This window comes from Roseivivax marinus (genome assembly GCF_900109705.1).
Classification (GTDB): Bacteria; Pseudomonadota; Alphaproteobacteria; order Rhodobacterales; family Rhodobacteraceae; genus Roseivivax; species Roseivivax marinus.
Map to the genome: position 1 here is coordinate 32,864 of NZ_FOAI01000017.1, position 23,432 is coordinate 56,295.

21 protein-coding genes and 1 pseudogene are annotated in these 23,432 nt (G+C 68.0%); 12 read left to right on the plus strand and 10 right to left on the minus strand.

The annotated features are described in order from the left end of the window. The 3 genes from BMX29_RS16885 to dapD all read right to left on the minus strand — a co-directional run bounded on the left by BMX29_RS16885 (position 1) and on the right by dapD (position 2,971). A complete protein-coding gene (locus tag BMX29_RS16885; RefSeq protein WP_092815177.1) occupies positions 1-1,029 on the minus strand; it encodes a sodium:calcium antiporter in 1,029 nt (342 codons plus the stop codon). A gap of 181 nt (positions 1,030-1,210) precedes the next feature. Further along, positions 1,211-2,035 carry a hypothetical protein gene (locus tag BMX29_RS16890; RefSeq protein ID WP_092815180.1) on the minus strand — a complete coding sequence of 275 codons (825 nt, stop codon included), beginning with the start codon at positions 2,033-2,035 and terminating at the stop codon, positions 1,211-1,213. A gap of 108 nt (positions 2,036-2,143) precedes the next feature. Then, on the minus strand, positions 2,144-2,971 hold the full coding sequence (dapD, locus tag BMX29_RS16895; protein WP_043844416.1) for a 2,3,4,5-tetrahydropyridine-2,6-dicarboxylate N-succinyltransferase: 828 nt from the start codon (positions 2,969-2,971) through the stop codon (positions 2,144-2,146). A 140-nt stretch (positions 2,972-3,111) separates the two neighbouring features. Here dapD and BMX29_RS16900 point away from each other — a divergent pair, with 140 nt between their 5' ends. Beyond that, complete coding sequence (locus tag BMX29_RS16900) at positions 3,112-3,963, plus strand: LOG family protein (RefSeq protein ID WP_092815183.1); 852 nt, start codon at positions 3,112-3,114, stop codon at positions 3,961-3,963. A gap of 57 nt (positions 3,964-4,020) precedes the next feature. Here the strand turns inward: BMX29_RS16900 and BMX29_RS16905 are convergent, their stop codons facing one another. Further along, on the minus strand, positions 4,021-5,940 hold the full coding sequence (locus BMX29_RS16905; protein ID WP_051487684.1) for a nucleoside-diphosphate sugar epimerase/dehydratase: 1,920 nt from the start codon (positions 5,938-5,940) through the stop codon (positions 4,021-4,023). A 343-nt stretch (positions 5,941-6,283) separates the two neighbouring features. Between BMX29_RS16905 and BMX29_RS16910 the strand changes: the two genes are divergently transcribed. The 3 genes from BMX29_RS16910 (at position 6,284) to BMX29_RS16915 (ending at position 8,241) form a co-directional block, all read left to right on the plus strand. Further along, positions 6,284-7,306 carry an aspartate-semialdehyde dehydrogenase gene (locus tag BMX29_RS16910; protein ID WP_043844419.1) on the plus strand — a complete coding sequence of 341 codons (1,023 nt, stop codon included), beginning with the start codon at positions 6,284-6,286 and terminating at the stop codon, positions 7,304-7,306. 160 nt (positions 7,307-7,466) lie between these two features. Beyond that, positions 7,467-7,607: a hypothetical protein gene (locus BMX29_RS19350; protein ID WP_175471224.1), complete on the plus strand. Its 141-nt coding sequence runs from the start codon at positions 7,467-7,469 to the stop codon at positions 7,605-7,607. Between the two features lie 334 nt (positions 7,608-7,941). Continuing rightward, a complete protein-coding gene (locus BMX29_RS16915; RefSeq protein WP_244889269.1) occupies positions 7,942-8,241 on the plus strand; it encodes a hypothetical protein in 300 nt (99 codons plus the stop codon). Positions 8,242-8,271: 30 nt separating this feature from the next. Here the strand turns inward: BMX29_RS16915 and BMX29_RS16920 are convergent, their stop codons facing one another. Beyond that, positions 8,272-8,922, minus strand: coding sequence for a carbonic anhydrase (locus BMX29_RS16920; RefSeq protein WP_092815186.1), 651 nt, complete (start codon positions 8,920-8,922; stop codon positions 8,272-8,274). 76 nt (positions 8,923-8,998) lie between these two features. Between BMX29_RS16920 and BMX29_RS16925 the strand changes: the two genes are divergently transcribed. From BMX29_RS16925 to BMX29_RS16935, 3 genes are all read left to right on the plus strand, one after another. Then, the gene (locus BMX29_RS16925) at positions 8,999-9,496 is read left to right on the plus strand and encodes a hypothetical protein (protein WP_131618159.1); all 498 of its coding nucleotides are present in this window, start codon (positions 8,999-9,001) and stop codon (positions 9,494-9,496) included. Between the two features lie 242 nt (positions 9,497-9,738). Beyond that, positions 9,739-11,124, plus strand: a complete 1,386-nt coding sequence (locus BMX29_RS16930) for a leucyl aminopeptidase family protein (protein ID WP_092815189.1) — start codon at positions 9,739-9,741, stop codon at positions 11,122-11,124. Then, the gene (locus tag BMX29_RS16935; RefSeq protein WP_092815243.1) at positions 11,121-11,969 is read left to right on the plus strand and encodes a C40 family peptidase; all 849 of its coding nucleotides are present in this window, start codon (positions 11,121-11,123) and stop codon (positions 11,967-11,969) included. Before BMX29_RS16930 ends, BMX29_RS16935 begins: the two co-directional genes overlap by 4 nt. A gap of 65 nt (positions 11,970-12,034) precedes the next feature. Here BMX29_RS16935 and BMX29_RS16940 read toward each other — a convergent pair whose 3' ends face one another. Together BMX29_RS16940 and BMX29_RS16945 are read right to left on the minus strand one after the other, a co-directional pair. Beyond that, positions 12,035-12,376: a DUF2794 domain-containing protein gene (locus BMX29_RS16940; protein ID WP_092815192.1), complete on the minus strand. Its 342-nt coding sequence runs from the start codon at positions 12,374-12,376 to the stop codon at positions 12,035-12,037. Between the two features lie 64 nt (positions 12,377-12,440). Continuing rightward, positions 12,441-14,105: a Y-family DNA polymerase gene (locus tag BMX29_RS16945; protein ID WP_092815195.1), complete on the minus strand. Its 1,665-nt coding sequence runs from the start codon at positions 14,103-14,105 to the stop codon at positions 12,441-12,443. Between the two features lie 125 nt (positions 14,106-14,230). On the opposite strand from BMX29_RS16945, the gene BMX29_RS16950 reads away from it, so the two are divergent. Further along, positions 14,231-14,794 (plus strand): carboxymuconolactone decarboxylase family protein, encoded by a 564-nt coding sequence (locus tag BMX29_RS16950; protein ID WP_092815198.1) that lies wholly within the window; start codon positions 14,231-14,233, stop codon positions 14,792-14,794. 16 nt (positions 14,795-14,810) lie between these two features. On the opposite strand, the gene BMX29_RS16955 is transcribed toward BMX29_RS16950, so the two are convergent. Continuing rightward, positions 14,811-17,093 carry a glycosyl hydrolase family 28-related protein gene (locus BMX29_RS16955; RefSeq protein WP_092815201.1) on the minus strand — a complete coding sequence of 761 codons (2,283 nt, stop codon included), beginning with the start codon at positions 17,091-17,093 and terminating at the stop codon, positions 14,811-14,813. A 260-nt stretch (positions 17,094-17,353) separates the two neighbouring features. After that, the gene (locus tag BMX29_RS16960; protein WP_092815204.1) at positions 17,354-17,764 is read right to left on the minus strand and encodes a DUF4864 domain-containing protein; all 411 of its coding nucleotides are present in this window, start codon (positions 17,762-17,764) and stop codon (positions 17,354-17,356) included. 99 nt (positions 17,765-17,863) lie between these two features. On the opposite strand from BMX29_RS16960, the gene BMX29_RS16965 reads away from it, so the two are divergent. Further along, positions 17,864-18,760 (plus strand): CHAD domain-containing protein, encoded by an 897-nt coding sequence (locus BMX29_RS16965; RefSeq protein ID WP_092815207.1) that lies wholly within the window; start codon positions 17,864-17,866, stop codon positions 18,758-18,760. Between the two features lie 16 nt (positions 18,761-18,776). On the opposite strand, the gene BMX29_RS16970 is transcribed toward BMX29_RS16965, so the two are convergent. Further along, a complete protein-coding gene (locus BMX29_RS16970; RefSeq protein ID WP_092815210.1) occupies positions 18,777-20,354 on the minus strand; it encodes a lysine--tRNA ligase in 1,578 nt (525 codons plus the stop codon). A 180-nt stretch (positions 20,355-20,534) separates the two neighbouring features. Here BMX29_RS16970 and BMX29_RS16975 point away from each other — a divergent pair, with 180 nt between their 5' ends. From BMX29_RS16975 to BMX29_RS16985, 3 genes and pseudogenes are all read left to right on the plus strand, one after another. Beyond that, on the plus strand, positions 20,535-20,906 hold the full coding sequence (locus tag BMX29_RS16975; protein WP_051487694.1) for a tellurite resistance TerB family protein: 372 nt from the start codon (positions 20,535-20,537) through the stop codon (positions 20,904-20,906). An 82-nt stretch (positions 20,907-20,988) separates the two neighbouring features. Then, positions 20,989-22,245, plus strand: a complete 1,257-nt coding sequence (locus BMX29_RS16980; RefSeq protein ID WP_092815213.1) for an MFS transporter — start codon at positions 20,989-20,991, stop codon at positions 22,243-22,245. Between the two features lie 109 nt (positions 22,246-22,354). Beyond that, a pseudogene (locus BMX29_RS16985) lies at positions 22,355-23,431 on the plus strand (ABC transporter ATP-binding protein). The last annotated feature ends 1 nt before the right edge of the window (position 23,432 follow it).

A 23,432-nucleotide genomic window follows, 5' to 3' on the forward strand; every position in this document is an offset into this window, starting at 1 on the left:
TCAGCCGGTGACCTCGACGGTCAGAGCGGTCAGGTAGACGAGTATCATCAGCACGCTCTCGATCCCGATCCGGGCCGGTCCCTCGCGCTGGCGCAGGATCAGGCCGGCCAGCAGGATCGCGGTCATCATCAGGCCGGTGCCCAGCCAGTAGAGATCGTTGGGGTCGATCGCATGGTAGATGGAGCTCTCGCGGAAGGCGACGTCGCCGGCCACGAGGAAGAGGGTGTCGAAGGTGTTGCCGCCGATGATGCCGCCGATGGCGAGTTGGAGCGCGCCGCGGCGGACGGCCACGAGCGTGGTCACGAACTCGGGCAGCGAGGTCACGACAGCGGTGATGAGCGAGCCGACGAGGCTCGACGACAGCGAGAAGCGTTCGATGAACTGGCCGCCGACCTGGCTGATGACCCAGCCGCCTGCGCCCATGAACGCCACGAGCACGGCAAACTGGATCGCGATGCCGGCCACGGGGCGATCGGGTTCATCGCCATCCTCGGGTTCGTCCCGGCGCGTGTCGGACGTGCGGACCGGGCGCCACATCGGGTTCTCCCGGACCGTCGTCGAGAGCCGCACGCCATAGAGGTAGGCGAGGAACAGGACGACCGAGACCGGATGGATGCCGAAATAGGCGATATCGGGTCCCGAGACGGCGCAGATCGGCAGGCTCAGCAGGATGATGAGCATCACCGACTGGAAGAGATTGGCCGGTTCCGCCGCCGCATGTTCGAGATTCGCGCGCTTGTGCAGCATGTCCGCGATGGCAAGGAACAGCGTCTGCGCCGCGATGCCGCCCACGGCGTTCGAGAAGGCGTAGGAGGCATCCCCCGACAGGGCGGCGTCGACCGAGACGACGACCCCGGCCAGCGACGTGGCCGCACCGAGAACGATTCCGCCGGCCATCGCCTCGCCCATCCGGGTGCGGTCGGCAATGACGTCGGCGAGGCCGGTCGCGCGGATCGAGGCGAGCACGACCACGGTCCCGGCGATTGCAAAGACGACGAATAGCCAGGTGATCGAAATGTCTGAAAACATGTCCCGCGCTTCTTGTGGTTCTTGACGGCTAACGACGCCGTGAAGCGTTTGGTTTCACATGCGTGCGTGATGATTTGACGACGCTTTCCGCGGGCAGCACGTTTCTTTTCCAACGCGCGTTCGCGCCGGGGAAGCGTGCCGCGTCTCCACCGAGGAGCGGCCCGGACTGCATCGCGGCGTGTCAGACGTCAGGAATTATTACAGCGATCGGGACGCGTCCGTTCTCCTGGCGCGGAGCGGCCACCCAGTCGGGCCGCGCCTCGTAGAGCCAGCGGACCGCGTGAACAAGTGGACGTCGCACCGGGCCCGGACAGGTCTCGAGCCAGGCCGACAGCTCGGGCCAAGCGCAGGCCGCGTTGCCCTCTCCGTCGGTGGACAGGCAGATGTCGATCATGGCGAAGGCTGCCAGAGCGGCATCGGAGTGCTCCATCGCTGCTGCCAGCGTCGGGCGCGTCATATCTCCCGCCGCGCGGGCAGCGGCTACTACCTCGGGCGCCACGTCGCGCGCCAGCGGGGCCAGCTGCGCCAGCACTGCTTCACGGCCCCGCGTCAGGCGATCCGCGGGTGCGGGTGCCGTATCGGCCCTCAGGTGGCGCAGCTCCTTGGCGCGCGCGAAGCCGTTGGCCAGTGCCGCCCGGTCCGCGTCTGACGCAAGGCGATAGCTGTCGGCGAAGGCGTCCCAGTGTTCGGACAGGCAGTCGGCCGGCGCCGCCCCGTCGAGCAGCGCCGTCAGGAGCACCGCGTTCGCCCACAGGAACGCCGGGAAGTCGTCATCGGGAAGGGCCGAGGCGTAGGCCAATACGTCCAGAGCCGGGGTGATCTGCGCTTCGGTGACGGGCCCGCCCGCTCGGATGTCATGGAGCGTGGAGGCGGTGCCTGAGGCGCCGGGGACAAGCCTCGCGATCCGGGAGGCCACCGAAGGCGCGCCCGCGCGGATCACCTGGGCGAGGTCGGCGCGGGCCTGATCGGTACGAAAATCGACGGGCGGATGCGGCGACAAGGTCATGTCGCCCGTATCGACGTGGAATGCGGCGCCCCGACGCCACAATTCGGGCGTCGAAGCTGCCGTGGCAGAACCGACACAGGGTCATGCCGGTCCTGCAGGTGCGCGATGTCAGTCGCGCAGCAGTTCGTTGATGCCGACCTTGGAGCGGGTCTGGGCGTCCACGCGCTTCACGATCACCGCGCAATAGAGGTTGAGGTCGTTCTTGGTCTTCATCGACCCGGACACGACCACCGAGTAGGGCGGCACCTCGCCCATCATCACTTCGCCGGTCTCGCGGTCGACGATCTTGGTGGACTTGCCGATATAGACGCCCATGCCGAGGACCGCGCCCTCGCGCACGATGCAGCCTTCGACGACCTCCGAACGGGCTCCGATGAAGCAGTTGTCCTCGATGATCGTCGGTTCGGCCTGCAACGGCTCGAGCACACCGCCGATGCCGACGCCGCCCGACAGGTGCACGCCCTTGCCGATCTGCGCGCAGGACCCCACCGTGGCCCAGGTGTCGACCATTGTGCCCTCGTCCACGTAGGCGCCGAGGTTCACGAAGGACGGCATCAGCACCACGCCCTTGGCGATGTGGGCGGACTTGCGGACCACGGCGTTCGGCACGGCTCGGAAGCCGGCTTCGCGCCAGCGGTTCTCGCCCCAGCCGGCGAACTTGCTGTCGACCTTGTCGAACCAGCCGCCGCCCTGCGGGCCGCCCGCGTGCATCTCCATGTCCTTGATCCGGAAGCCCAGAAGGACCGCCTTCTTGGCCCACTGGTTCACCACCCAGTCGCCGCCCTCGGGCTTCTCGGCGACGCGGATCTCGCCGCGGTCGAGCGCCTCGAGCGTGTCCTCGATGGCCTCGCGGGTTTCGCCGCCGGTGGCGGGGGTGATGTCGGCGCGGTTTTCCCACGCTGCCTCGATGGCGGTTTCGAGCGCCTTGGTGTCCATGATCGTCCCTCCGGGTGTGCGATGTCGCGGGCCGTCATATCGCGCGTGTCGTGACGGGGAAAGCCCGCGACGAGTGCGCGGCGCTGGCGCCCGGGTGCCGGACGGGCTAGCTCTGGCGCGACAGACACTCCGGAGCTTCTATGACCGAACAGACCTCGGGCAAGGACACGCCTTTCCGCCACGCCGACAGCGACCGCGACACCGCGCGCCAGGTGCCCGACACCCCGCAGACCCGATCGCCGGCCTACCGCCTCGCCTTCGCGGACGAGGATTTCCTGCTGCGGCGCGAGCTGCGGTCGGTACGGCTTCAGCTTGAGCTGATGAAGTTCGACCTGCTGATGAACGAAGCCGGGATCGATTCCACCATCGTCCTTTTCGGCGGCGCCCGCATCAAGCGGCCGGAGGAGGCGCATTCCTCCAAGACCCCCGCCTTGGCCGAGATGAGCCGGTTTTACTACGAGGCCCGCGTATTCGCGCGGGCCATGACCGAGAAGTCGCTCGAGAAGGGGGGCCGGGAATTCGTCATCGCCACCGGCGGCGGCCCCGGCGTGATGGAGGCCGGCAACCGCGGTGCGGCGGATGCAGGGGGCCGATCCATCGGCCTCAATATCGTGCTGCCGCACGAACAGGCGCCGAACGAGTTCGTGACCCCGGACCTCGCTTTCAACTTCCACTACTTCGCGATCCGCAAGATGCATTTCCTGATGCGGGCGCGCGCGGTCTGCGCCTTCCCCGGCGGGTTCGGCACCATGGACGAGCTCTTCGAGACGTTGACGCTGGTGCAGACCGGCCGGATGAAGCAGGTGCCGATCCTGCTGTTTGGGCGCGAATTCTGGGAGAAGATCGTGAACTGGGAGGCGCTGGCCGAGGCGGGCACTATCTCGCCCGCCGATCTCGACCTCTTCCGCTACGTCGAGAGCGCCGACGAGGCCTGCAAGATCATCGAGGACTGGGAGCCCAAGGGCGCGCGCGACTCGATCCCCGACCGGTGAACGAAAAAGGGCGGCCCCGGTGGCCGCCCATTTGCCGTTCGCAGCACGGCGACGGTCTCAGACCGATGCGCTCTCGCGCGGGTCATGAGCTTCGTCCTCGGCGCGCTCGACCCAGCGCAGGATCACATCACGTGCGAGAGGCTCGTCGAGCGTGGTGATCGCGCGGCGCAGGTCCTTCATCGCGGTCGCCATTTCGATCTCTGACAGGTAGCCTTCCTGCGCGCGTAGGATCTTGGGATGCGGCGTGGTCAGCATGTCGGCCGAGATGAGAAGTTCCTCGTGCAGTTTCTCGCCCGGACGCAGGCCGGTCACGCGGATCTCGATATCGCCCTCGGGGTGTTCGGCGTCCTTCACGGTGTGGCCAGCGCCCTCGATCATCTGCCGCGCAAGGCGGGCGATCGGAACCGGCTTGCCCATGTCGAGCACGAACACGTCGCCGCCGCGGGCGAACGAGCCGGCCAGCAGCACGAGCCGCGCCGCCTCGGAGATGGTCATGAAGTAGCGTGTGACGTTCGGGTCGGTCAGGGTGACCGGACCGCCGCGTTCGATCTGCTCTTCGAACAGCGGGATCACGGAACCGGAGGAGCCCAGCACGTTGCCGAAGCGGACCATCGAGAAGCGGGTCGAGGTCGACCGCGTGGCGAGGTCTTGGATCACCAGCTCGGCCAGGCGCTTGGATGCGCCCATGACGTTGGTGGGGCGCACGGCCTTGTCCGAGGACACCAGGATGAATCGCTCGACACCTGCGTCGCGGGCGGCCTCGCCGATGATGCGGGTTCCGATCACGTTGTTCTTGAGGCCGGGGAGCGCGTTGCACTCGACAAGCGGCACGTGCTTGTAGGCTGCCGCGTGCAGGATAACGTCGATGCCGTTCTCGCGGATCACGCGGCGCACGGTTTCGTCGTCGAGGACGGTGCCGAGGACCGGCAGGACGTGCAGCTCGGGCGCGATCTCGCGCAGTTCCTTCTCGACCGAGTAGAGCGCGTGCTCGGAGTGATCGAGGAGGACGACGCAGTGCGGCTTGCAGGCGATCAGCTGACGGCAGAGTTCGGAGCCGATGGAGCCGCCGGCTCCGGTCACGAGGATGCGACGGCCGGAATAGGCGTGACTCACGCCCGGCAGTTCGCTTTCGAGGCGGTTGCGCCCCAGGAGTTCGTCGAGCGACACCGGAACCGCGCGCTTGCGCAGCTCGCCCTTGCCGACCAGTTCGGCGAAGGAGGGCAGGGCGTGGACCTCGCAGCCGATCTGGCGGAGGCCGTGGGCGATGCGCGCCTGCTTGGGCTGGCTGATCGAGGGCATCGCGAGGATGACGCGGTCGATCTGTTTCTCGGTCACCAGGCTCTTGATCTTCGACGGCGCGTAGACCGGCAGACCCGAGACACGAAGCGACTGCAGCGTCGGATTGTCGTCGATGAACGCCACGGGATGGGCGTCGTAGTCGGACTTGAGCGCCGCGACGAGCTGCTGGCCCGTGCGGCCGGCACCGTAGATCAGCAGGCGGATGTGCTGGTGACCCCGGCGGTAGATGTCGAGCAGCCACTGCCGCAGGACAATGCGCCATCCGGCGCAGAACACCAGGAACAGGAAGGAGAAGATCACGAAGACCTCGACCGGCACCGGGCGGCCCGCCACCATGTCCAGCGCCGCGCCCGACGCGCCGACCGCCAGCGAGAAGACCGCTGTCAGAACGATGCCGCGGGTCTCGTAGGCGTTGAGCTTGATCTTGGGCAGGCCGACGATCCACGACAGGACCGCGCCGACGACAAGCATCGTCGCGGCAAGAGGAGCGACGCCAAGCAAGGTAGCGCCGTCGAGCCGGGTCTGACCGTTGAGGGCAAGCGCGAGGCCGAGAGCCATCGCGGCCACCGCCACGTCGAGCGCCAGGAAGATCGCTTCCTTCTGGCGTCGGGAAAGGGATGTCACGAAGCGGAAGAGGAGTGGGTCGTTCGCCGCGGTCAGAGCTTCGACATTCGCCATATGCTTGTTTCGCACCAGTTTCTGTCCCGTCTTCCGCCTGCGAGGCGTTCGGAACGGCGTCTGCGCCCTACGGGCACGCGCCATCCTCTGATATCGCCGCAGCTATACGCCGCAGCCCGAAGCGCGCACAAGTTGTCTGCGCTGCAAGCGCGAAAAGCGTGACATTTTGGGCAAACGTTCGCTCACGTTTTCGCGCGTGTATGCCAGTTTTTTAGGCGAACGGCGCTGAATTCAAGCGCAAACCACCCTTTCCGCAGGCGGCCGGGCGGGATACATCGCGTCCGGACGGCGGCGCGCGCGCTCTGCGGCGACCGTCCGTATTGACAAGCAGGAGAGCTGCAAGATGGGCTACAAGGTCGTCGTCGCGGGCGCCACGGGCAACGTGGGCCGCGAAATGCTGAACATCCTCGCCGAGCGCGAGTTTCCCGTGGACGAGATTGCCGCACTGGCGTCGCGCCGGTCGCTGGGCACCGAGGTGAGCTTCGGGGACCAGACGCTGAAGACGCAGGATCTCGACCAGTTCGACTTCACCGGCTGGGACATCGCGCTGTTCGCGATCGGTTCGGACGCGACCAAGAAGTACGCGCCCAAGGCGGCCGAGGCGGGCTGCGTGGTGATCGACAACTCGTCACTCTACCGCTACGACCCGGATGTCCCACTGGTCGTGCCAGAGGTGAACCCCGAGGCCGTCGAGGGCTACACCAAGAAGAACATCATCGCGAACCCCAACTGCTCGACCGCGCAGATGGTCGTGGCGCTCAAGCCGCTGCACGATCGCGCGAAGATCAAGCGCGTGGTGGTCTCGACTTACCAGTCGGTTTCCGGCTCGGGCAAGGATGCCATCGACGAACTGTGGGACCAGACCAAGGCGATCTACAATCCCACCGACGAGGTGGCGCCCAAGGTCTATCCCAAGCAGATCGCCTTCAACGTGATCCCGCACATCGACGTCTTCCTCGACGACGGCTCCACCAAGGAAGAGTGGAAGATGGTCGCCGAGACCAAGAAGATCGTCGACCAGTCGATCAAGGTCACCGCGACCTGCGTGCGGGTGCCGGTCTTCGTCGGACACGGCGAGGCGATCAACGTCGAGTTCGAGGACTTCCTCGACGAGGACGAAGCCCGCGACATCCTGCGTGAGGCGCCCGGCATCATGGTGATCGACAAGCGCGAGGACGGTGGCTACGTCACCCCGGTCGAATGCGTCGGCGACTTCGCCACGTTCATCAGCCGCATCCGCCAGGACAGCACCATCGAGAATGGCCTGAACTTCTGGTGTGTCTCGGACAACCTGCGCAAGGGCGCGGCGCTGAACGCCGTTCAGATCGCGGAGACGCTGGGCAACCGCGTCCTCAAGAAGGGCTGAGGCCCGCCGGCCCGCGCGATCGTTCGAATTGCGCGGGCTTTTCGGGGGCGGCCACGGCCGCCCCGCCACAATTCCGCCGAACCGGCGGGGCATCGAAGGGCGCGCGCGCCGCGACGCGCCCGGGCCAGAAGGCCGATCCCCCTGTTCGGAGTTTCCGCCCATGAAGATCGACCTCGCCGACATCGCGCGCGGCCGCGCTATCGTTGCCGCCGCCGCCTTGCACACTTCGCGTCTTGCCCGCACGGCACGGCCGGTGCGCCGACCGGCGCTCTGGCGGCTCGTGCGCCGCCTGTTCGGCTAGACGATCGACACCGACATAGCCTCGGTCCGTTCGGTGACGGTGGACGTCGCAGGCAGGCCGCGCTTGCACTGCCGTTCGATTTGACCTCTCTGTCCGGCGCACTCTGTCTTACGCGGATGGTGGAATGTCTCAAGCATCAGAGGGCTCGGGCCGAGCCCTCCAGCCCGAACTCGCTCTGGCTTGCACCGGTGCCTCGGGCCAACGATCGCAGGCGACCCAGCGGTAACCTGGCCACATTCCGACACGAAATCGCTTCGGTCCGCACCTCGATGCACCGGAATCGCCTGACATCCTGCACACTCGACCGAAAAACCGATCATCGACGAGGCAGAGCATGACTGAAGACGCAGCCCTTCCCGGCAAGCTCGACTGCGAAACGCGCGCGCAACTCTCGCGCGCGCTGCGGCCGATCCTCGACACCGCAACCGACTGGGCGTCGCTAGGCACGCTCCTGAAAGCGCGCGGCTACGTCATTGCCTTCCGGCGCGGCCGGCTGCTGGTGGTGGATACGTTCACCGGGCAAGCGCTTTGCACGGGCTCGGATGTCGATCGACCGCTGGCAAGCCTGGCGCGTCGGTTCGGCCGGCCGCGCTTGCGCGCGGCCCCCGATGGAAGCACCGCCGCCTTCGCCTGAAGGCGCATCCCGCGCAGGGGGCCGGTTGTCTCAGACCGGCAGGAACCGGCGCTCGATGGAATCGTAATATTCGAGGTCGCCCTCGCCGATCTCGGTCCAGAGACCGTGCAGGCTGAGCGTTCTGGCCTCGACGGCCTCGCGCACGAAGGGGAAGGTCATCAGGTTCTCGAGGCTGACGAGAACAGCCTCCTTTTCAAGGGCGGGCGCCTGCTGGTCCTCGGGGACCGTGTCCTTCACCCGCTCATAGCCCGGACGCAGCAGGTCCATCCAGCGCCCCACGAAGCTCGACGTTTCCTCGAGCGCGGGCGCCTTGCCCGAGCACATGTCGAGACATCCCTGCACTCCCCCGCATTTCGAGTGCCCGACGATCATCAGGTGCGGCACCTTCAGCGCGGTCACCGCGAACTCGATGGCCGCCGAGGTACCGTGCTGCGCGCCGTCGGGCTCGTAGGGCGGGACTAGGTTGGCGATGTTGCGGTGGATGAAGAACTCGCCAGAGTCCGCCCCGAAGATCGAGGTGACGTGCACCCGGCTGTCGCAGCAGGCGATGACCATGGCCTTGGGGCGCTGTCCCTCGTTGGCGAGCCGGCGATACCACGCGGCGTTGTCTGCGTGCGTCGTCGCCTTCCAGCCATGGTAGCGCTGGGCGAAGAGCGAGGGCAGGGGCTTTGCATGCTGCATGGGGCGTGACCTCCGGTTCGTGGCATCTGCTGACCTCGCGATAGTCCGGTTTCGCCGCGAATTCGAGCGAAAAGGTATGGCCAAAGAAACCTTTGGGATACCGCCGCGCGGCATGGTCCGCGCGAACGAAGGGCGCGTGGGGGCGCGCGGGCGGGTGCCGGGTGCGCCGACCGCGGTGGAACGGAGTACGACGATGAAAGCGATCCCGATGCCGGAGGCAACGGAACCGGTGACTCTGGACCTCGATCGGCTGTGCAAGCTCTGCCGCGGGTTGCCGCCGCGCGAGGCCGAGGACCTCGTGTGCGGTATCGCTGACCGGATCGTCGTTCATCTGGCAGAGGCTGACGGCACCTGGCGTGCCGGCGACGGCCCGGCGCTTCTGGCGCAACTGGATGCGCTGGGGGGATACGCACCCGTTGCGGGAATGCTCAAGCTGGCGCGGGTGATCGACGATTGCCGCCGCTGCCTCGCCACCGGCGACCCGGTCGCACTGGCGGCGACCCTCGGGCGGATGCTGCGGGTCGGAGAACGATCGGTGCTCGCACTTTACGAACGTCAGGCGAGCCTGGTTTAGCACGGCGACCGGACACGCAAGGCCCCATGGTCGGGACCACCTCCGCGCTTTGGACGGCAACATCTGACCACGGCGCAGGAGCTGCTGCGCCCTGGGGTGATGCCTGCGACCCGTGCTCCGGCCGCTGCCTGACATCAACCGCTCACCTCCGGCCACCCCTTGCCGCCGCCCGGCAGGAGCATACTGTGCCCCCGACACGGCCCGCCGCTTCGGCGCGGCCCAAGGATTGCACGGAGACCCCCATGCCACTGACGTTCGCCGCGCCCGATGCCGATGCCCTTCCGCTGACCCTGATCGAGCAGGACGGCCTCGACGCCTGGCTTGCCGACCAGCCGGACCGCGTGAAGGCCTGGGTCGGGGCCTCGTCCTTCTCGGGCGCGCTCGGCACGTCGCTTGTGATCCCGGGAGAGGACGGCGCGCCCGTGGCTGCTCTCGCGGGCTACGGTTCGGAGGCGACCCGTGCGCGGCAGCGCTTTCCGCTCGCGGCGGTGGCGACGCAGCTTCCGGCGGGCGCTTACCGGATCGCAGCCGGCCTGCCCGCCGACCGCGCTGAGACCGAGGCGCTGGGCTGGCTGCTGGCCGGATACGGGTTCTCGCGCTATCGCGACCAGACACCGAAGGTGGCCGGGCTCGTGGCGCCGGATGGCGTGGACGCCGCTCGGATCGAAATTCTTGCCACGGCCGAGGCACTGACCCGAGATCTGGTGAACACCCCGGCCTCGGATATGGGGCCGTCGGCGCTGGAGGCCGCCGCGCGTGCGCTGGCCACGGACCACGGTGCGTCGATCGAGGTGACCACCGGCACCGATCTGCTGGAAAAGAACTTCCCGATGATTCACGCGGTCGGACGCGCCGCGACCGATGAGCCGCGCCTGATCGATATGCGCTGGGGCGAGGAAGGCCCGGCTCTTACACTGGTCGGCAAGGGCGTGTGCTTCGACACCGGCGGTCTCAACCTCAAGCCCGGCAGCTCCATGGGCCTGATGAAGAAGGACATGGGCGGTTCGGCGAACGTGCTGGGCCTCGCCCATGCGATCATGGCGCTGGGCCTGAAGCTGCGGCTGCGGGTGTTGATCCCGGCAGTCGAGAACTCGGTCTCGGGCGCGAGCTTCCGGCCACAGGATATCCTGACCTCGCGCAAGGGCCTGAGCGTGGAGATCAACAACACCGACGCCGAGGGCCGGCTGGTGCTGGCCGATGCGCTGGCGCTGGCGGACGAGGAAAAACCGGACCTGATCGTGTCGATGGCGACTCTGACCGGCGCGGCGCGGGTGGCGGTAGGCCCCGACCTGGCCGCGTTCTTTGCCACCGAGGACCGGGTGGCCGATGCCCTCGGTCGGTCGGCCGGCCCGTCCGCCGATCCAGTCTGGCGCCTGCCCTATCACGCGCCCTACGAAGAGATGATCGAGCCCGGCATCGCGGACCTCGACAACGCGCCATCGGGCGGGTTCGCGGGCGCGATTACCGCGGCGCTGTTCCTGCGCCGCTTCGTGACCAACACGTCGGCCTACGCACATTTCGACATCTTCTCCTACCAGCTGTCGGCGGCACCGGGCCGCTCCAAGGGCGGCTTCGGGCAGGGCGGACGGGCGATCCTCGGCGCGTTGCCGGACCTGCTGGACCTCTGATGGACCGGCGCACGACTCCCGCGAACGGCCGGGTGGCCGCCGCCCACCTGCGGGGGCGCGTTGCGGCCCTGCGCTACGTCGAGGGCGCGCCCGCACGGATTGGTGTGCCGGTGGCGGACCTGCGGCGCGCGCCGGACGGAGCGCGTGACCGGCAGCTGCTTTTCGGCGCCGAGGTCACGGTCTACGAGCGCGTCGGAGGCACGGCCTTCGTGCAGGCGGTCGCGGACGACTACGTGGGCTTCGTGCCCGAAGCGGCGCTGGCCGACCCGCGTGCGGCCACTCACCGGGTCGCGACGCGGGCGACGCATCTCTACGAGGCCGCCGACATGAAAAGCCCGGACCTGATGGCGCTCGGCCTCGGCGCGCGGGTCACGGTGACGTCGACGTCCGCGCGCTTCGCCGAGACGCCGGACGGATTCGTGCCGGCACGCCATCTCGTGCAGCTCGACCGCCCCGAGGGCGACCCTGTGGCGGTGGCCGAGCGGCTCCTGGGCACGCCATATCTCTGGGGCGGCAATTCGAGCGTGGGGATCGACTGTTCGGGGCTTGTGCAGGCCGGGCTCGCTGCGTGCGGGCGCGCGTGTCCGGGGGACAGCGATCTGCAGGAGCGCGCGCTGGGCACCGACATTCCCAAGGGGGACGATCTGCGGCGCGGGGACCTGCTGTTCTGGAAGGGGCACGTGGGATGGGTCGCGGACCCGCAGACGCTGCTGCACGCGAACGCGTATCACATGGCGGTGGCGTTCGAGCCGCTGGAGGCGGCCATCGACCGCATCAGGAAACAGGGCGACGGGCCGGTGACCCGACGGGTGCGCCTCGGCCAGGCGCGTCAGACTTTTAGATAAAAGTCTGACGCAAACGCGCGCCGCCGCTCCGGATTTTTAACTAAAAATCCGGGGCTCCCCCGGCATCAGTCCACCGCCCGGATCAGCTTGCGCTCGAGCACCCGCAGCACCGTGCGCAGTTCGTGTCCGCGCTTGAGGAGCTGGCCGTCCATGCCGATCACCACGTACTGGCCCTGGCGGTTGCGCAACTTGGGGCGCTTCTCGATGCGATAAATCGGTTGCTCGGCGGCGCGGCGGAAAATCGAGAACACCGCCGCATCCTTCAGCGCCGAGATGCCGTAGTCGCGCCATTCGCCCGCGGCGACCATCCGCCCGTAGAGCGACAGGATCTCGTTGAGCTCGGGGCGCTGGAACATCACCGTCTCGCCGGAGGCGGGCCCTGTCGGGAACTGGCTGATCTCGTTCATCCTGTCAGAGTTGCGCACGCGGGCCGCGCAAATCAAGGCGTATCGCGCGCATGGACAGCAGCGGTCAGGCAAACCGACCGTGACAGAACCAGCCCGGCGACAGCGCCGCGCCGTGGGCGAAGAACACCCACAGCCGTTCGCCCGCATCGGTATCGATCCACCAGTAGTCGCGCAGCCCGGTGCGCCAGTCGGGATCGTCGAGCCACCATTCCGGGGCGATGCGCTCGGGTCCGGCCGCGTGCACCACCGCCAGATCGCACCCGCGCCAGCGCAAGCGGGCCGGCGCGACCGACCCGTCGAGGGCCTCGGCACCGCCCAGGGGCTCGGGGCGCCACAGCACCAGCGGGCGCGACGCGCGGCGGGGCCAGGAAGGCGCGGGCTCTGACCAGGCGGCGGCGAGGATCAGCGCGCTTTTCTCGGGCACGTGGCTTTCGGCCGGGTGGACGCGGGTGATCGCCTCCAGCCCCAGCCGCGCGCCGAGCCGCCCCACGAGATCGTCGAGCCCCGCGCCGGCCCGCAGCCGGTCCGACACCGCGCGGCCCGCGTCGAGGTGCCCCACGGCCGAGCGGGCGTGCACGGGCTCGTGCCGGATCGCCTCGAGCCGCAGCATGTCGATGCCGAAGCCCGCGTCGATCTCGGCCGCCTTCACCTGCAACAGCGGGCGCAGCCGGTCGGCGCGGTGGGCGGGCCGCGCGAGGCTCACATGCCGCCATTCCATCGACTGGTCGGTGCGGTGCGCCTCGAGCCGCAGGGTTCGCACGCCCCGCCCGGCCCGTTCGAGCCGAGCGCAAAGCTGCGGCAGCATCCGGTCGAGCGCGGCGGTTACGTCGTCCTCGAGACCGATCGGGTCGGGCAGGGTCATCCGCACGGCGAAGCGGTCGGTGGGTGGTGCGGGCGAGACCGGCTCGGGCGCCGAGCCGAGCGCCTGGTCCAGCCGGTGCACCAGCCCGGTGCCGAAGCGCCGCGCCAACGCCGCGCGGGGCTGGCCCGAGAGGTCGCCGATCCGGCGCAGGCCCAGCCGTGCCAGCGCCTCCACGGTCTCGGCCGGCAGGCGCAGGGCGGCCACCGGCAGAGGCGCCAGCGCGCCGTGGGCCTGGCCCACCGGGGCGATGCGGGTGGCGGCATCCGCCGTGGGGGCGGGGGCCGTGGAGGCCGCGCCTCCGCGTTCCCAGTGCCGCCGTTTGACCGCGCGGGATCGGGTCGCCCGCGCCTCTTGGTCTATGGCGTCACCCGAGCGGTGAGAGCCCGCTCCGCCGCCGGCATGTCGCGCGAGCGCCCAGGCCGCGCCCAGCGTGTCGGCGATGCCCGCGCGCACGCTGAGGCCGAGGTCGGCGCAGTCGGTTTCCACCTGCGCGACGAGGGCGGCCTCTCCGCCGAAGAGGTGCGCGCAGCCGGTGAGGTCGATCACCAGCGCCTCTGGCGGCTCGGGTGCCACCCAGGGAGAGAACTTGCCCGCCCACCGGTGCAGTGCGCCGAGGAAGGCCGCGTCGCAGTGGGCGACCTCGGTGCGGGTCACCAGATCGGCGCAGACGGCGTGGGCGTCGCGCAACGGTTGACCGCGCGACAGCCCCGCGGCCGAGGCGCGCGGCGACAGAGAGGCGAGCACCTGCGCGTTGCCCACCTCGCGCACCAGCGCGAAGGGCGTGCGGTCGAGATGGGGCTCGCGACGGATTGCGCGCTCGGCCCCGAGGCGCGGAAACCAGAGGGAGAGGATGCGGCGGTTGGACATGGAGAAGCGGCAGTTTTGTTCTTTATTTGTTCTAGTTCGGGCCGCGCCGTAAGTCGAGTCTGGCGGTGCCCCGGACTTGGCGTCAGGATCGGGCGAACCTGCCCGACCGTTCTCCGAGGACCGCCATGCCGGACGCCGCCGACGCTCCCCACCTTCCGCCGATCTCCGATGCCTGCTGGCCAGAGGAGCTGGCCCCGCTCAGGGGCAGTTTCGCGACCGACCTGAACGTTTACCGTGTGATGGCCCACCATCCTGCTCTCTTGACGGCGTGGGCCCCGCTGCGAGACCATCTGGTGCGACACAGCACGCTCGGCCCCGAACGCGCCGAGATCGTCGTGTTGCGCACGGGTTACCGGATGCGGTCGAACTACGAGTGGGCCCAACACGTCCACAGGGCGCGGGAACTGGGCATGACCGACGCCCGCATCGCAAGCGTGCGCGGACCGCTGGACGCAATGGCCCCGGATGATGCGACCCTGGCCGGAGCGGTGGACGCGCTTTTCGACGCGCGCGCGGTTCCCCGGCCCCTTCAGGCCGAGGTTGTGAAGCTTGCAGGAGCGGAGGGGCTGATCGACCTCATCGCGACGGTGGGCTTCTACGTCACGCTCGGCGGGCTCCTGAACAGCTTCGACGTGCCGCTCGACGACGACGTGGCCGCGGCACTCGACCGCGACCCGCCGCCGTCCTGAGAAGCGGACGCCGAGCTCAGTCCATCCTCACCGTGATGTCGAGGTCGCCCCGGACCCGTTCGGGGAAGATGACGTGCACCCGGTCCTGCGCGCCACCCTGGCTGGTGGCGACGTAGGGGTGGGCCCACTCGCTCACGTTAGCGTCGTTGCGCAGGCGGCTGGTCATCACCAGCGCGTCCACCCCGCGGGCGTGGCCGTCGAAGGGCAGTTGCCCGTCTGTCTGCACCACCCAGGTGTCCGCAACCGTGTTCTGCGCGTGGCTCACCCGCAAGGGATTCGCGACCGCGTGCTCGACGTTGTGGAACGTGTTGTTCGAGACCGACACCGCCCGGCTGCGCGCGATGTCGAGCGGGGCAAAGCTCGTGTCGACGCGCTCCACCCGGTCGATGATGACGCCCGAGGACCGAAACGTGTTGCCCGAAACATTCATCCCGTTCAGCCGGTGGTCGGCGCCGAACGGTTTGATCACGATGTAGGAAAAGCTCGGCGCGACGTTCGAGCACAGGAACACGTTGTCGGTGATCGACAGGCCGGCGAAGCCGAAGCCTCCGGTGAAGTCGGGCTCGGGCTCGCGTTCGTTCGTCCACTCGATGAAGCAGTTGTCGACATAATTGCCGACGATGCAGGTGTTGCAGGCCCGAAGCGCGACGACAATGCCGGCGGTGCGGATCCCGTTCGACGTGGCATCGCCCTGGAAGAAGTGGTTGCCGCTGATCAGGCCCTGTGCTCCGGACATCACGAGGAAATGGCGGAACTGCGACGCCCGGCAGTCGCGGATCTTCACGTCGTTTGCGTTGGTGTTCATCGCCACCGATTGACGTGACTGCGCCGCAGTGCCGCCCTCGCGGCTGATGAAGTTGCAGCGTTCGACCATCAGCCCCTGGCATCCCGACCCGTGGCTGGTAATCGCGCGGCGGTGGGGGCGATTGAACGTGCAGTCGCGGATCTGCATCTGCACGCCCTGCGGCGCCAGCAGAATGCCGTTGGCGACCTCGTTCATCTGGAACTCGATGTCCTCGACCTGGAACACGTCGAGCCGCTCGAACCCCGAGAAGTCGAGAAGGTACTTGAACCGCGTGAACGTGTAGGACTGCGTGCCCACCGCGTCCGACAGTGGCTGGGACAGGGTCAATTCGCCCGCCGCCACGTTCTTTGCGGTGACGTAGATCTCGCGGCCGACGCCTGCGCCCTCCACCAGTGCGCCGACGGGCACGTTGGCGACATTCGCCACTTCGGTCAGCTTGAGCTGGTTCGACGCCGAATAGCGCGCCTGGCTGGAGACCTGCTCTGCGCTCCACGCCGCAGAGGTCTCGGCGCGGATCTGGCCGTTCCGCAGCACGCGCCGCTGGGCATAGCTCGACCGGTTCGGGACGGCAGCCTGCACGTCCAGTGGCTCGGTCAGTGACACGCGCCGCCCGCCGAGGTCGAGAGCGTCGTGCGCGGCGTCGTTCAGAAGGGATTGCAGCGCCTTCTTGAGCGCCAGCGTCTCGTCGCCGAGCGCCGCGATGTAGGTGGGCAGGTCGAAGCTCTTGGTGAAGGACAGGATCGCCGCGCTGGTCGGGATCAGGGTGCCCTCGAAGATCACCGGGCTCTGGATCGTGATCGACGAGGCAATGCGGTAGTCGCCCGCCGGCACCAGCATCGCGCGGCCGTTTGCGGCATTGTCGGCCAGCTCGAACGCCGCAGCGTCGTCGCCGCTGCCGTCTCCCCTCGCGCCGTAGTCGATCACGTCCACCCACGGCATCATCGTGCGGTGGAAGACATGGGTGACGTCCTCGATTTCGATGTCGTCGATGCGGACGATGCCGCCGGTCGGCCCGGTCAGGTCGATTCCGAAATGGCCATGGGCGGCCTGGGCGCCCCAGACCATGTCCACGCCCTGCCGCGCCCCGGTGCCGACGATGGCGCTGACCTCGATCACCTCGCCATAGCTCTGCAGCACGGTCGCTGGTCCGGTTTCGGTCACTCCGTCGAGGTGGCTGCCGTCGCCGCGGGCAGCCCAGGCGGCGATGCGGACCGAGGGCAGGTTGCCCGAAACCGCCTTCACCCGCGCGGTCACGCGCAGGTAGCAGCCGGGCAGGATCGGCGTTTCGCCCATGTAGCGCAGCTTCTGGGTGCCGGAGGTGACCTGAAGCTCGAGCGCGCCGCCGAAATCCTGGTCCGACGGGACGAAGGCCGCGGTGCCGATGTTCTGGTAAGTGTCCGAGCCGGGCGTGCCGTCCCCGCTCGACCAGGCGCCCAGACCCGCGGCGAAGGATGTGGGCTGGAAGACCACGCCATCGGTGATTGCCTTGTTCATCGCTGTTGCCTTTCCCTCGGAGAACCGGACCGCGCGCCAGCGCAGACGGCCCTTTGAAACCGGGGGAAGGGTGGGGGCGATGCGTTGACCCGCCCCTGCGGCACCGTGACGGTCGCCGTTGCACGGAGGTGGGTTGAGAAGTCTCGTCCGCGCGCGCGGGCGGCGCAGCGACCTGACCGGTCGAAGTGCCTGACGATGCCGATGGGTGGGCCGCGAACCCGTGTCTGCGGCCCGCCGGGCGGGGTGATGCAGACCCCTGGCTAGACCGCCATCTCCGGCGCCTCGAGGAGCCGCACGCCGCCGATCCGCCACAGGCCGCCCATGTCTATCATCTCGTAGTCCAGCGCGTGCAGCGCACCTTTGGGCCCGCGAACGATGACCTTCTGCCAGAGTCGGCCCCCTTCCTCGCGCAATTCGCCGAAGGTGACCTCGCCCGGTTGCCACACCATCGGGTAGCCGTTCTCGACCATGAGGCCGAAGCGCTCGGGTGTGGCGAACATCGACTGGATGCCGGGTGCAGCGAAACCGAAGGCTGTAGCGAGGTCGCCATCTCGGAATGCCTGCATCTGGTCGGATATGGTCGACCGGATACCGGCGGTGTCGTCCCCCTCCTGCGCGGCGAGCGGCGCGCTTGCCAGAAGGGTGATGCAGAAAAAGGCCAGACGGAACATGTGCTCCTCCCTTGTCCGATACCGGATCTACGGGCGAAACTGCGCTTCGGTTTCAAATCGGCGGGAACGGCCCGTTCGCCGCCACCGTTCGAGGGCATCATGACCTACACGCTCGACGCTACAGATACCGATCTCGTTCACGGGTTTCGCCGGGTGGCGGCCGACCAGCTCGATGCCGGCATCGCGTCGCTGGGCGGGGCGGGTGACATCGGGATCCACGAGGCGGTCCACGATGCCCGCAAGCGGTGCAAGAAGCTGCGCGGGATGCTGAGGCTCTTTCGCGGGTCTTTTCCGGACTACAAGGTGGAGAACGCCGCGCTGCGCGACGCCGCGCGGCTTCTGTCGGACCTGCGCGACTCGACCGCGGTGATCGAGACCTACGACCGGCTGATGGAGCGCTACGGCGCCCTTCTGGAGCGCTCCGCATTCGCTCCGCTGCGGGCGTCGTTCACACGCGACCGGACAGCCTCTGGAGAGGCGGGCGACCTGTCCGACCGGATGGCCGCGATGTGCGAGGCGTTGGAGGCAATCCGCGGCCGCGTGGAGACCTGGACGCTGGAGAAGGGCGGCTTCAAGGCGATCGAGGACGGACTGGTCCGGAGCTACGACCGCGCCCGCGCCGCGATGGATGTCGCGGACGACTCTCGCGATCCCGCCGACATGCACGAATGGCGCAAGCGGGTGAAGTATCACTGGTATCACATGCGGCTCTTGTCGGATGCGCGCTCGGACGTGCTGCTTGCCCGCGAGGCGACGGCGGACCGGTTGTCCGACGTCCTTGGCGATCATCATGACCTCGAGGCGTTCCTGCCACGTCTGGAGACGAGTCCCCTTGCCGACGATGCGGTGCGGCTCCTGCGCGGGCTGGTGTCCGAGGAACAGGGCAGGCTGGAGCTCGAGGCGTTCACGCTTGGCCAGGCGTTGCTGTCGCCCAAACCGAAGATGCTGGCCAAGGAGGTGCGTCAGGCGGTCCGGACGTGGTACGCGGCCGCCTGACGATCCACGGTGCTGCTCAAGCCAGTTCGCCGGACAGGGCCCGGTCGATCAGCGCCAGCGTCTCCTCGATGCCGTAGAGCGCCACGAACCCGCCGAAGCGCGGGCCCTGGCTCGCGCCCAAAAGCACCTCGTAGAGCGCCTTGAACCAGTCGCGCAGCGGCTCGAAGCCGTGATCCTTGCCGACCGCGAACACCAGCGTCTGCAGCGCCTCGTCCTCGATCGGGCCGTCGTAGGCCTGCAGTCGTGCGGCGAGATCGCGGATCGCGGCCTCTTCCTTCTCGTCGGGCGCGCGGAAGACCTTGTGCGGCTTAACGAAGTCCTCGTAGTAGCGCACCGCGAAGCCCGCCGCCTGGTCGAGGTCGGGGTTCGCCTCGGGGCTGGCGTCCGGAGCGTACCGGACGATGAAGCCCCAGAGCGTCTCCTTGTCCTCGGCGCCCGAGACGCTGGCGAGGTTCAGCAGCATCGCGAAGGACACGACCATCGTCGACTCCGGCACATCGTGGCCGTGGACGTGGTAGACCGGGTTCGCCAGACGCTTGTCGGCGTCCTGCGTGGCGTAGGCCCGCAACTGCTGGTGATACTCGTCCACCGTCTTGGGGATGATGTCCCAGCTCAGACGCTTGGCGGTCTTGGGCTTCTGGAACATGTAATAGCCCAGCGAATCCGTCGAGGCGTAGGTGAGCCACTCGTCGATGGTCAGCCCGTTGCCCTTGGACTTCGAGATCTTCTCGCCCTTCTCGTCGAGGAACAACTCGTAGGTGAAGTGCTCGGGCTTCTTGCCTCCGAGGACTTCGCAGATGCGGTCGTAGATCGGCGTGTTGGTCGAGTGGTCCTTGCCGTACATCTCGAAATCGACGTCGAGCGCGGCCCAGCGGGCGCCGAAATCGGGCTTCCACTGGAGTTTCACGTTGCCGCCGGTGACAGGCACGGTGAACTCGCGGCCGGTTTCGTCGTCGAAGGTGACGGTGCCGTCCTTGGCGTCCACGTTCTTGATCGGCACGTAGAGGACGCGCCCTGTCTCGGGGTGGATAGGCAGGAAGATCGAGTAGGTCTGCTGACGCTCTTCGCGCAACGACTTCAGCATCACGGCCATCAAATCGTCGTAGCGCTCGGCGGCACGCAGAAGCGTGTCGTCGAACTTGCCCGCGCGATAGAATTCGGTGGCGGAGACGAACTCGTACTCGAATCCGAACGCATCGAGGAAGCTGCGCAGCTTGGCATTGTTGTGGTGCCCGAAGCTCTCGTGCGTGCCCCAGGGGTCGGGCACGTCGGTCAGAGGCTTTTGCAGATGCGGCTTCAACGCCTCCACGTCCGGGACATTGTCCGGCACCTTGCGCATCCCGTCCATGTCATCCGAGAAGCAGACCAGCCGCGTGGGAATGTCCGAAATCACCTCGAACGCCTTGCGGATCATCGTCGTCCGCGCGACCTCGCCGAAGGTGCCGATATGCGGCAGTCCGGAGGGGCCATAGCCGGTTTCGAACAGGACGTGTCCCTTCTCGGGCGGCCCGCTCTCGTAGCGTTTGAGCACCCGGCGCGCCTCTTCGAACGGCCAGGCCTTCGAATTCATCGCGGCATCGCGCAGATCGGACATTGCGGGGGCTCCTTTCGGGGACGGCAAAGCGGCGTCACGCCGCACGGCGGTCCCTATTGCGGGCATGTGACGCGGTCAATAACGTCACCGGCGAATGAACCACCCCGGCCTCAAGGAACCGCGCCCGTGCAGGACACGCTCGAACATCCGCTCTCGCCCCAGGATTGCCTCGTCGCGCTGATGATCGCGGTGTCCGCATCGGACGAATCGATCCGCACGACCGAGCTTCTGAAGATTCAGTCGGCGGTATCGATCCTGCCGGTGTTCGAGGACTACGACGGCGACCGTATCCAGCAGATGGCGCGCCTGATCTTCGACCTCTTCGATCAGGAGGACGGTCTGGACGCGCTGTTCGGTCTTGTGCGTGACAACCTGCCCGAGCGCCTGAACGAGACCGCCTACGCGCTGGCCTGCGACGTGGCCGCCGCCGACGGGTCGTTGGCCGAAACCGAGCTGCGCCTGCTCGAAGAGATCCGCTACGAGCTGGACATCGACCGGCTGCACGCCGCGGCGATCGAGCGCGGGGCGCGGGCGCGGCACCTGCGCGCCTGATCCCGCAAGGGCGGGTTTTCCGGGGCCGGAGGTTGCTGCCGCGGGGCAGGGCGGTACCGTCGCCGCATCGGAGATCATTTTCATGTCCCACGCTCCCGCACGCGGCGGCGCGCCGCTGGTTTCGCCCGTCCTCATTGCCGGGTGCCTCGTCATCCTGGTGTCGTTCGCCGTCCGGGCCTCGTTCGGGGTGTTCCAGATCCCGATCGCCGAGGAATTCGGTTGGGCGCGAGCAGAATTTTCCCTGGCCATCGCGATCCAGAACCTCGCATGGGGTATCGGCCAGCCTATCTTCGGCGCCTTCGCCGAGAGGCTGGGTGATCGCCGCGCCATCGTGCTCGGCGCGGTTCTGTATGCCGCCGGTCTGGTGCTGTCCTCGGTCGCGACCTCTCCGCTGGCGCACCAGGCTCTCGAGGTCATGGTCGGTTTCGGCATCGCGGGCACCGGCTTTGGCGTGATCCTCGCGGTGGTGGGCCGCTCCGCATCCGACGACAACCGCTCCATGGCGCTGGCCATTGCGACGGCCGCAGGCTCGGCGGGACAGGTCGTTGGCGCGCCGCTGGCCGAATGGATGCTGGGCTTCCTGAGCTGGCAGGGCGTGTTCATCGTCTTTGCCTGCCTCGTTCTGGCGAGCCTCGCGGTGCTTCCGATGATGCGCGCGCCCGAGCCCGCGGGCCGGACCGAGCTTCAGGAAAGCCTCGGGCAGATCGTCGGCCGGGCGGTGCGCGATCCATCCTTCGCGCTGATCTTCATCGGCTTCTTCTCGTGCGGCTATCAGCTCGGCTTCATCACCGCCCACTTTCCCGCGCTCGTGACCGAGATGTGCGGGCCGATCCTGCAGGGCGGCGTGCTGCACTCCATCGGCATTTCCACGACGTCGGCGCTTGGGGCCGCGGCCATCTCGATGATCGGCCTCGCCAACATCGCCGGCACGCTGGCGGCCGGCTGGGCGGGGCGGCATTTCCCGCGCAAGTATCTGCTCGCGGGCATCTACACGGGACGCACCATCGCCGCGGCTGCCTTCATCGCGTTCCCGATCACCCCCGCCACCGTACTGGCGTTTTCACTGGTGATGGGGGCCCTTTGGCTTGCGACGGTGCCGTTGACCTCGGGCCTCGTCGCGCATCTCTACGGGTTGCGCTACATGGGCACCCTCTATGGCATCGTCTTCTTCTCGCACCAGCTGGGCAGCTTCATCGGTGTCTGGCTGGGCGGGCGGATGTACGACCTGACCGGGGACTACACGTTGGTCTGGTGGATCGGCGTCGGCGTGGGCGCCTTGTCGGCCATCGTGCATCTGCCCGTCCGAGAGAACACAGCGCCCGTTGCAGCGGCGGCCTGAGTGGCGCGGGATCGGTCATTCCGGTCCCGCCTGTGCGCCTTTGCAAAAGAATCCCTTGCCACGGCGTGGGACCCTTTGATTTGATCAAAATAAATCGACGGGACCCCACATGATCGACATTCGCAGCGTCACCAAGGTCTTCGGCTTCGGGCAGGGCGCCTTCCGCGCCCTCGACGAGGTCTCGGTGACCATCCGCGAAAACGAGTTCTTCACCCTCCTCGGGCCATCGGGGTGCGGCAAAACCACGCTTCTTCGGCTGATCGCGGGCTTCGAGGGACCGACCGAGGGTCAGATCCTCCTGGGCGGTGAGGACCTGTCGGGCCAGCCGCCCTATCGCCGTCCGGTCAACACGGTGTTCCAGTCCTACGCGCTCTTCCCTCACATGACGGTTGCCGAGAACGTGGGCTTCGGCCTCAAGATGCTGGGACGCTCGAAGGCCGAGATCGACGGCACGGTGTCCGAGATGCTGGACCTCGTGCGGATGTCCCACCTCGCGAACCGCCAGACCGGGCAGATCTCGGGCGGATAGCAGCAGCGCGTGGCGCTGGCCCGGGCCCTCGCGCCTCGGCCCAAGGTTCTGCTTCTGGACGAACCGCTCTCCGCTCTGGACTTCAAGCTCCGCAAGGAGATGCAGCTCGAGCTGAAACGACTGCAATCCGAGACCGGCATCACCTTCGTCTTCGTCACGCACGACCAGGAGGAGGCGCTGACCATGTCGGACCGCGTCGCGGTGATGAGCGACGGCGAAATCCGGCAGATCGGCTCCCCGCGCGACATCTACGACCACCCGGCGGAGCGGTTCGTGGCAGACTTCATCGGCGACACCAACTTCCTCGAGGCCGAGATGCTGGGACGCGAGGGCGAGACTGCACGGCTGCGGCTGTCCTCGGGACAGGAGGTTCAGGCCCGTGCGTCCGAGGCCACCGCGTCGAGCGGGACCGTCACTCTGGCAATCCGGCCCGAGCACGCGGACCTCGCCCCGGAGGGTGAGGGCGCGCTGAGCGGCACGCTGGAGGACATCGTCTATTTCGGCACCGACACGCACTACCACGTCGCTCTCGACGGTGGCGGTGACCGCTTCGTTCTGCGCAAGCAGAACCAGCCTGACGAGGATCGCGGCTACCGGACGGGGGACCGTGTCGGTATCCGGCTGAGCCGCTCCGCCGGCCAGGTTCTGAGGGACTGAG

Coding starts and splice junctions, on each gene's coding strand:
- BMX29_RS16925 (WP_131618159.1), top strand. CDS start 8,999: ATGGCCAAAGAAACCTTTGGGATACCGCCGCGCGGCATGGTCCGCGCG.
- BMX29_RS16910 (WP_043844419.1), top strand. CDS start 6,284: ATGGGCTACAAGGTCGTCGTCGCGGGCGCCACGGGCAACGTGGGCCGC.
- BMX29_RS16975 (WP_051487694.1), top strand. CDS start 20,535: ATGATCGCGGTGTCCGCATCGGACGAATCGATCCGCACGACCGAGCTT.
- BMX29_RS16920 (WP_092815186.1), bottom strand. CDS start 8,922: ATGCAGCATGCAAAGCCCCTGCCCTCGCTCTTCGCCCAGCGCTACCAT.
- BMX29_RS19350 (WP_175471224.1), top strand. CDS start 7,467: ATGAAGATCGACCTCGCCGACATCGCGCGCGGCCGCGCTATCGTTGCC.
- BMX29_RS16885 (WP_092815177.1), bottom strand. CDS start 1,029: ATGTTTTCAGACATTTCGATCACCTGGCTATTCGTCGTCTTTGCAATC.
- BMX29_RS16930 (WP_092815189.1), top strand. CDS start 9,739: ATGCCACTGACGTTCGCCGCGCCCGATGCCGATGCCCTTCCGCTGACC.
- dapD (WP_043844416.1), bottom strand. CDS start 2,971: ATGGACACCAAGGCGCTCGAAACCGCCATCGAGGCAGCGTGGGAAAAC.
- BMX29_RS16960 (WP_092815204.1), bottom strand. CDS start 17,764: ATGTTCCGTCTGGCCTTTTTCTGCATCACCCTTCTGGCAAGCGCGCCG.
- BMX29_RS16950 (WP_092815198.1), top strand. CDS start 14,231: ATGCCGGACGCCGCCGACGCTCCCCACCTTCCGCCGATCTCCGATGCC.
- BMX29_RS16970 (WP_092815210.1), bottom strand. CDS start 20,354: ATGTCCGATCTGCGCGATGCCGCGATGAATTCGAAGGCCTGGCCGTTC.
- BMX29_RS16945 (WP_092815195.1), bottom strand. CDS start 14,105: ATGTCCAACCGCCGCATCCTCTCCCTCTGGTTTCCGCGCCTCGGGGCC.
- BMX29_RS16915 (WP_244889269.1), top strand. CDS start 7,942: ATGACTGAAGACGCAGCCCTTCCCGGCAAGCTCGACTGCGAAACGCGC.
- BMX29_RS16890 (WP_092815180.1), bottom strand. CDS start 2,035: ATGACCTTGTCGCCGCATCCGCCCGTCGATTTTCGTACCGATCAGGCC.
- BMX29_RS16980 (WP_092815213.1), top strand. CDS start 20,989: ATGTCCCACGCTCCCGCACGCGGCGGCGCGCCGCTGGTTTCGCCCGTC.
- BMX29_RS16905 (WP_051487684.1), bottom strand. CDS start 5,940: ATGGCGAATGTCGAAGCTCTGACCGCGGCGAACGACCCACTCCTCTTC.
- BMX29_RS16940 (WP_092815192.1), bottom strand. CDS start 12,376: ATGAACGAGATCAGCCAGTTCCCGACAGGGCCCGCCTCCGGCGAGACG.
- BMX29_RS16965 (WP_092815207.1), top strand. CDS start 17,864: ATGACCTACACGCTCGACGCTACAGATACCGATCTCGTTCACGGGTTT.
- BMX29_RS16900 (WP_092815183.1), top strand. CDS start 3,112: ATGACCGAACAGACCTCGGGCAAGGACACGCCTTTCCGCCACGCCGAC.
- BMX29_RS16955 (WP_092815201.1), bottom strand. CDS start 17,093: ATGAACAAGGCAATCACCGATGGCGTGGTCTTCCAGCCCACATCCTTC.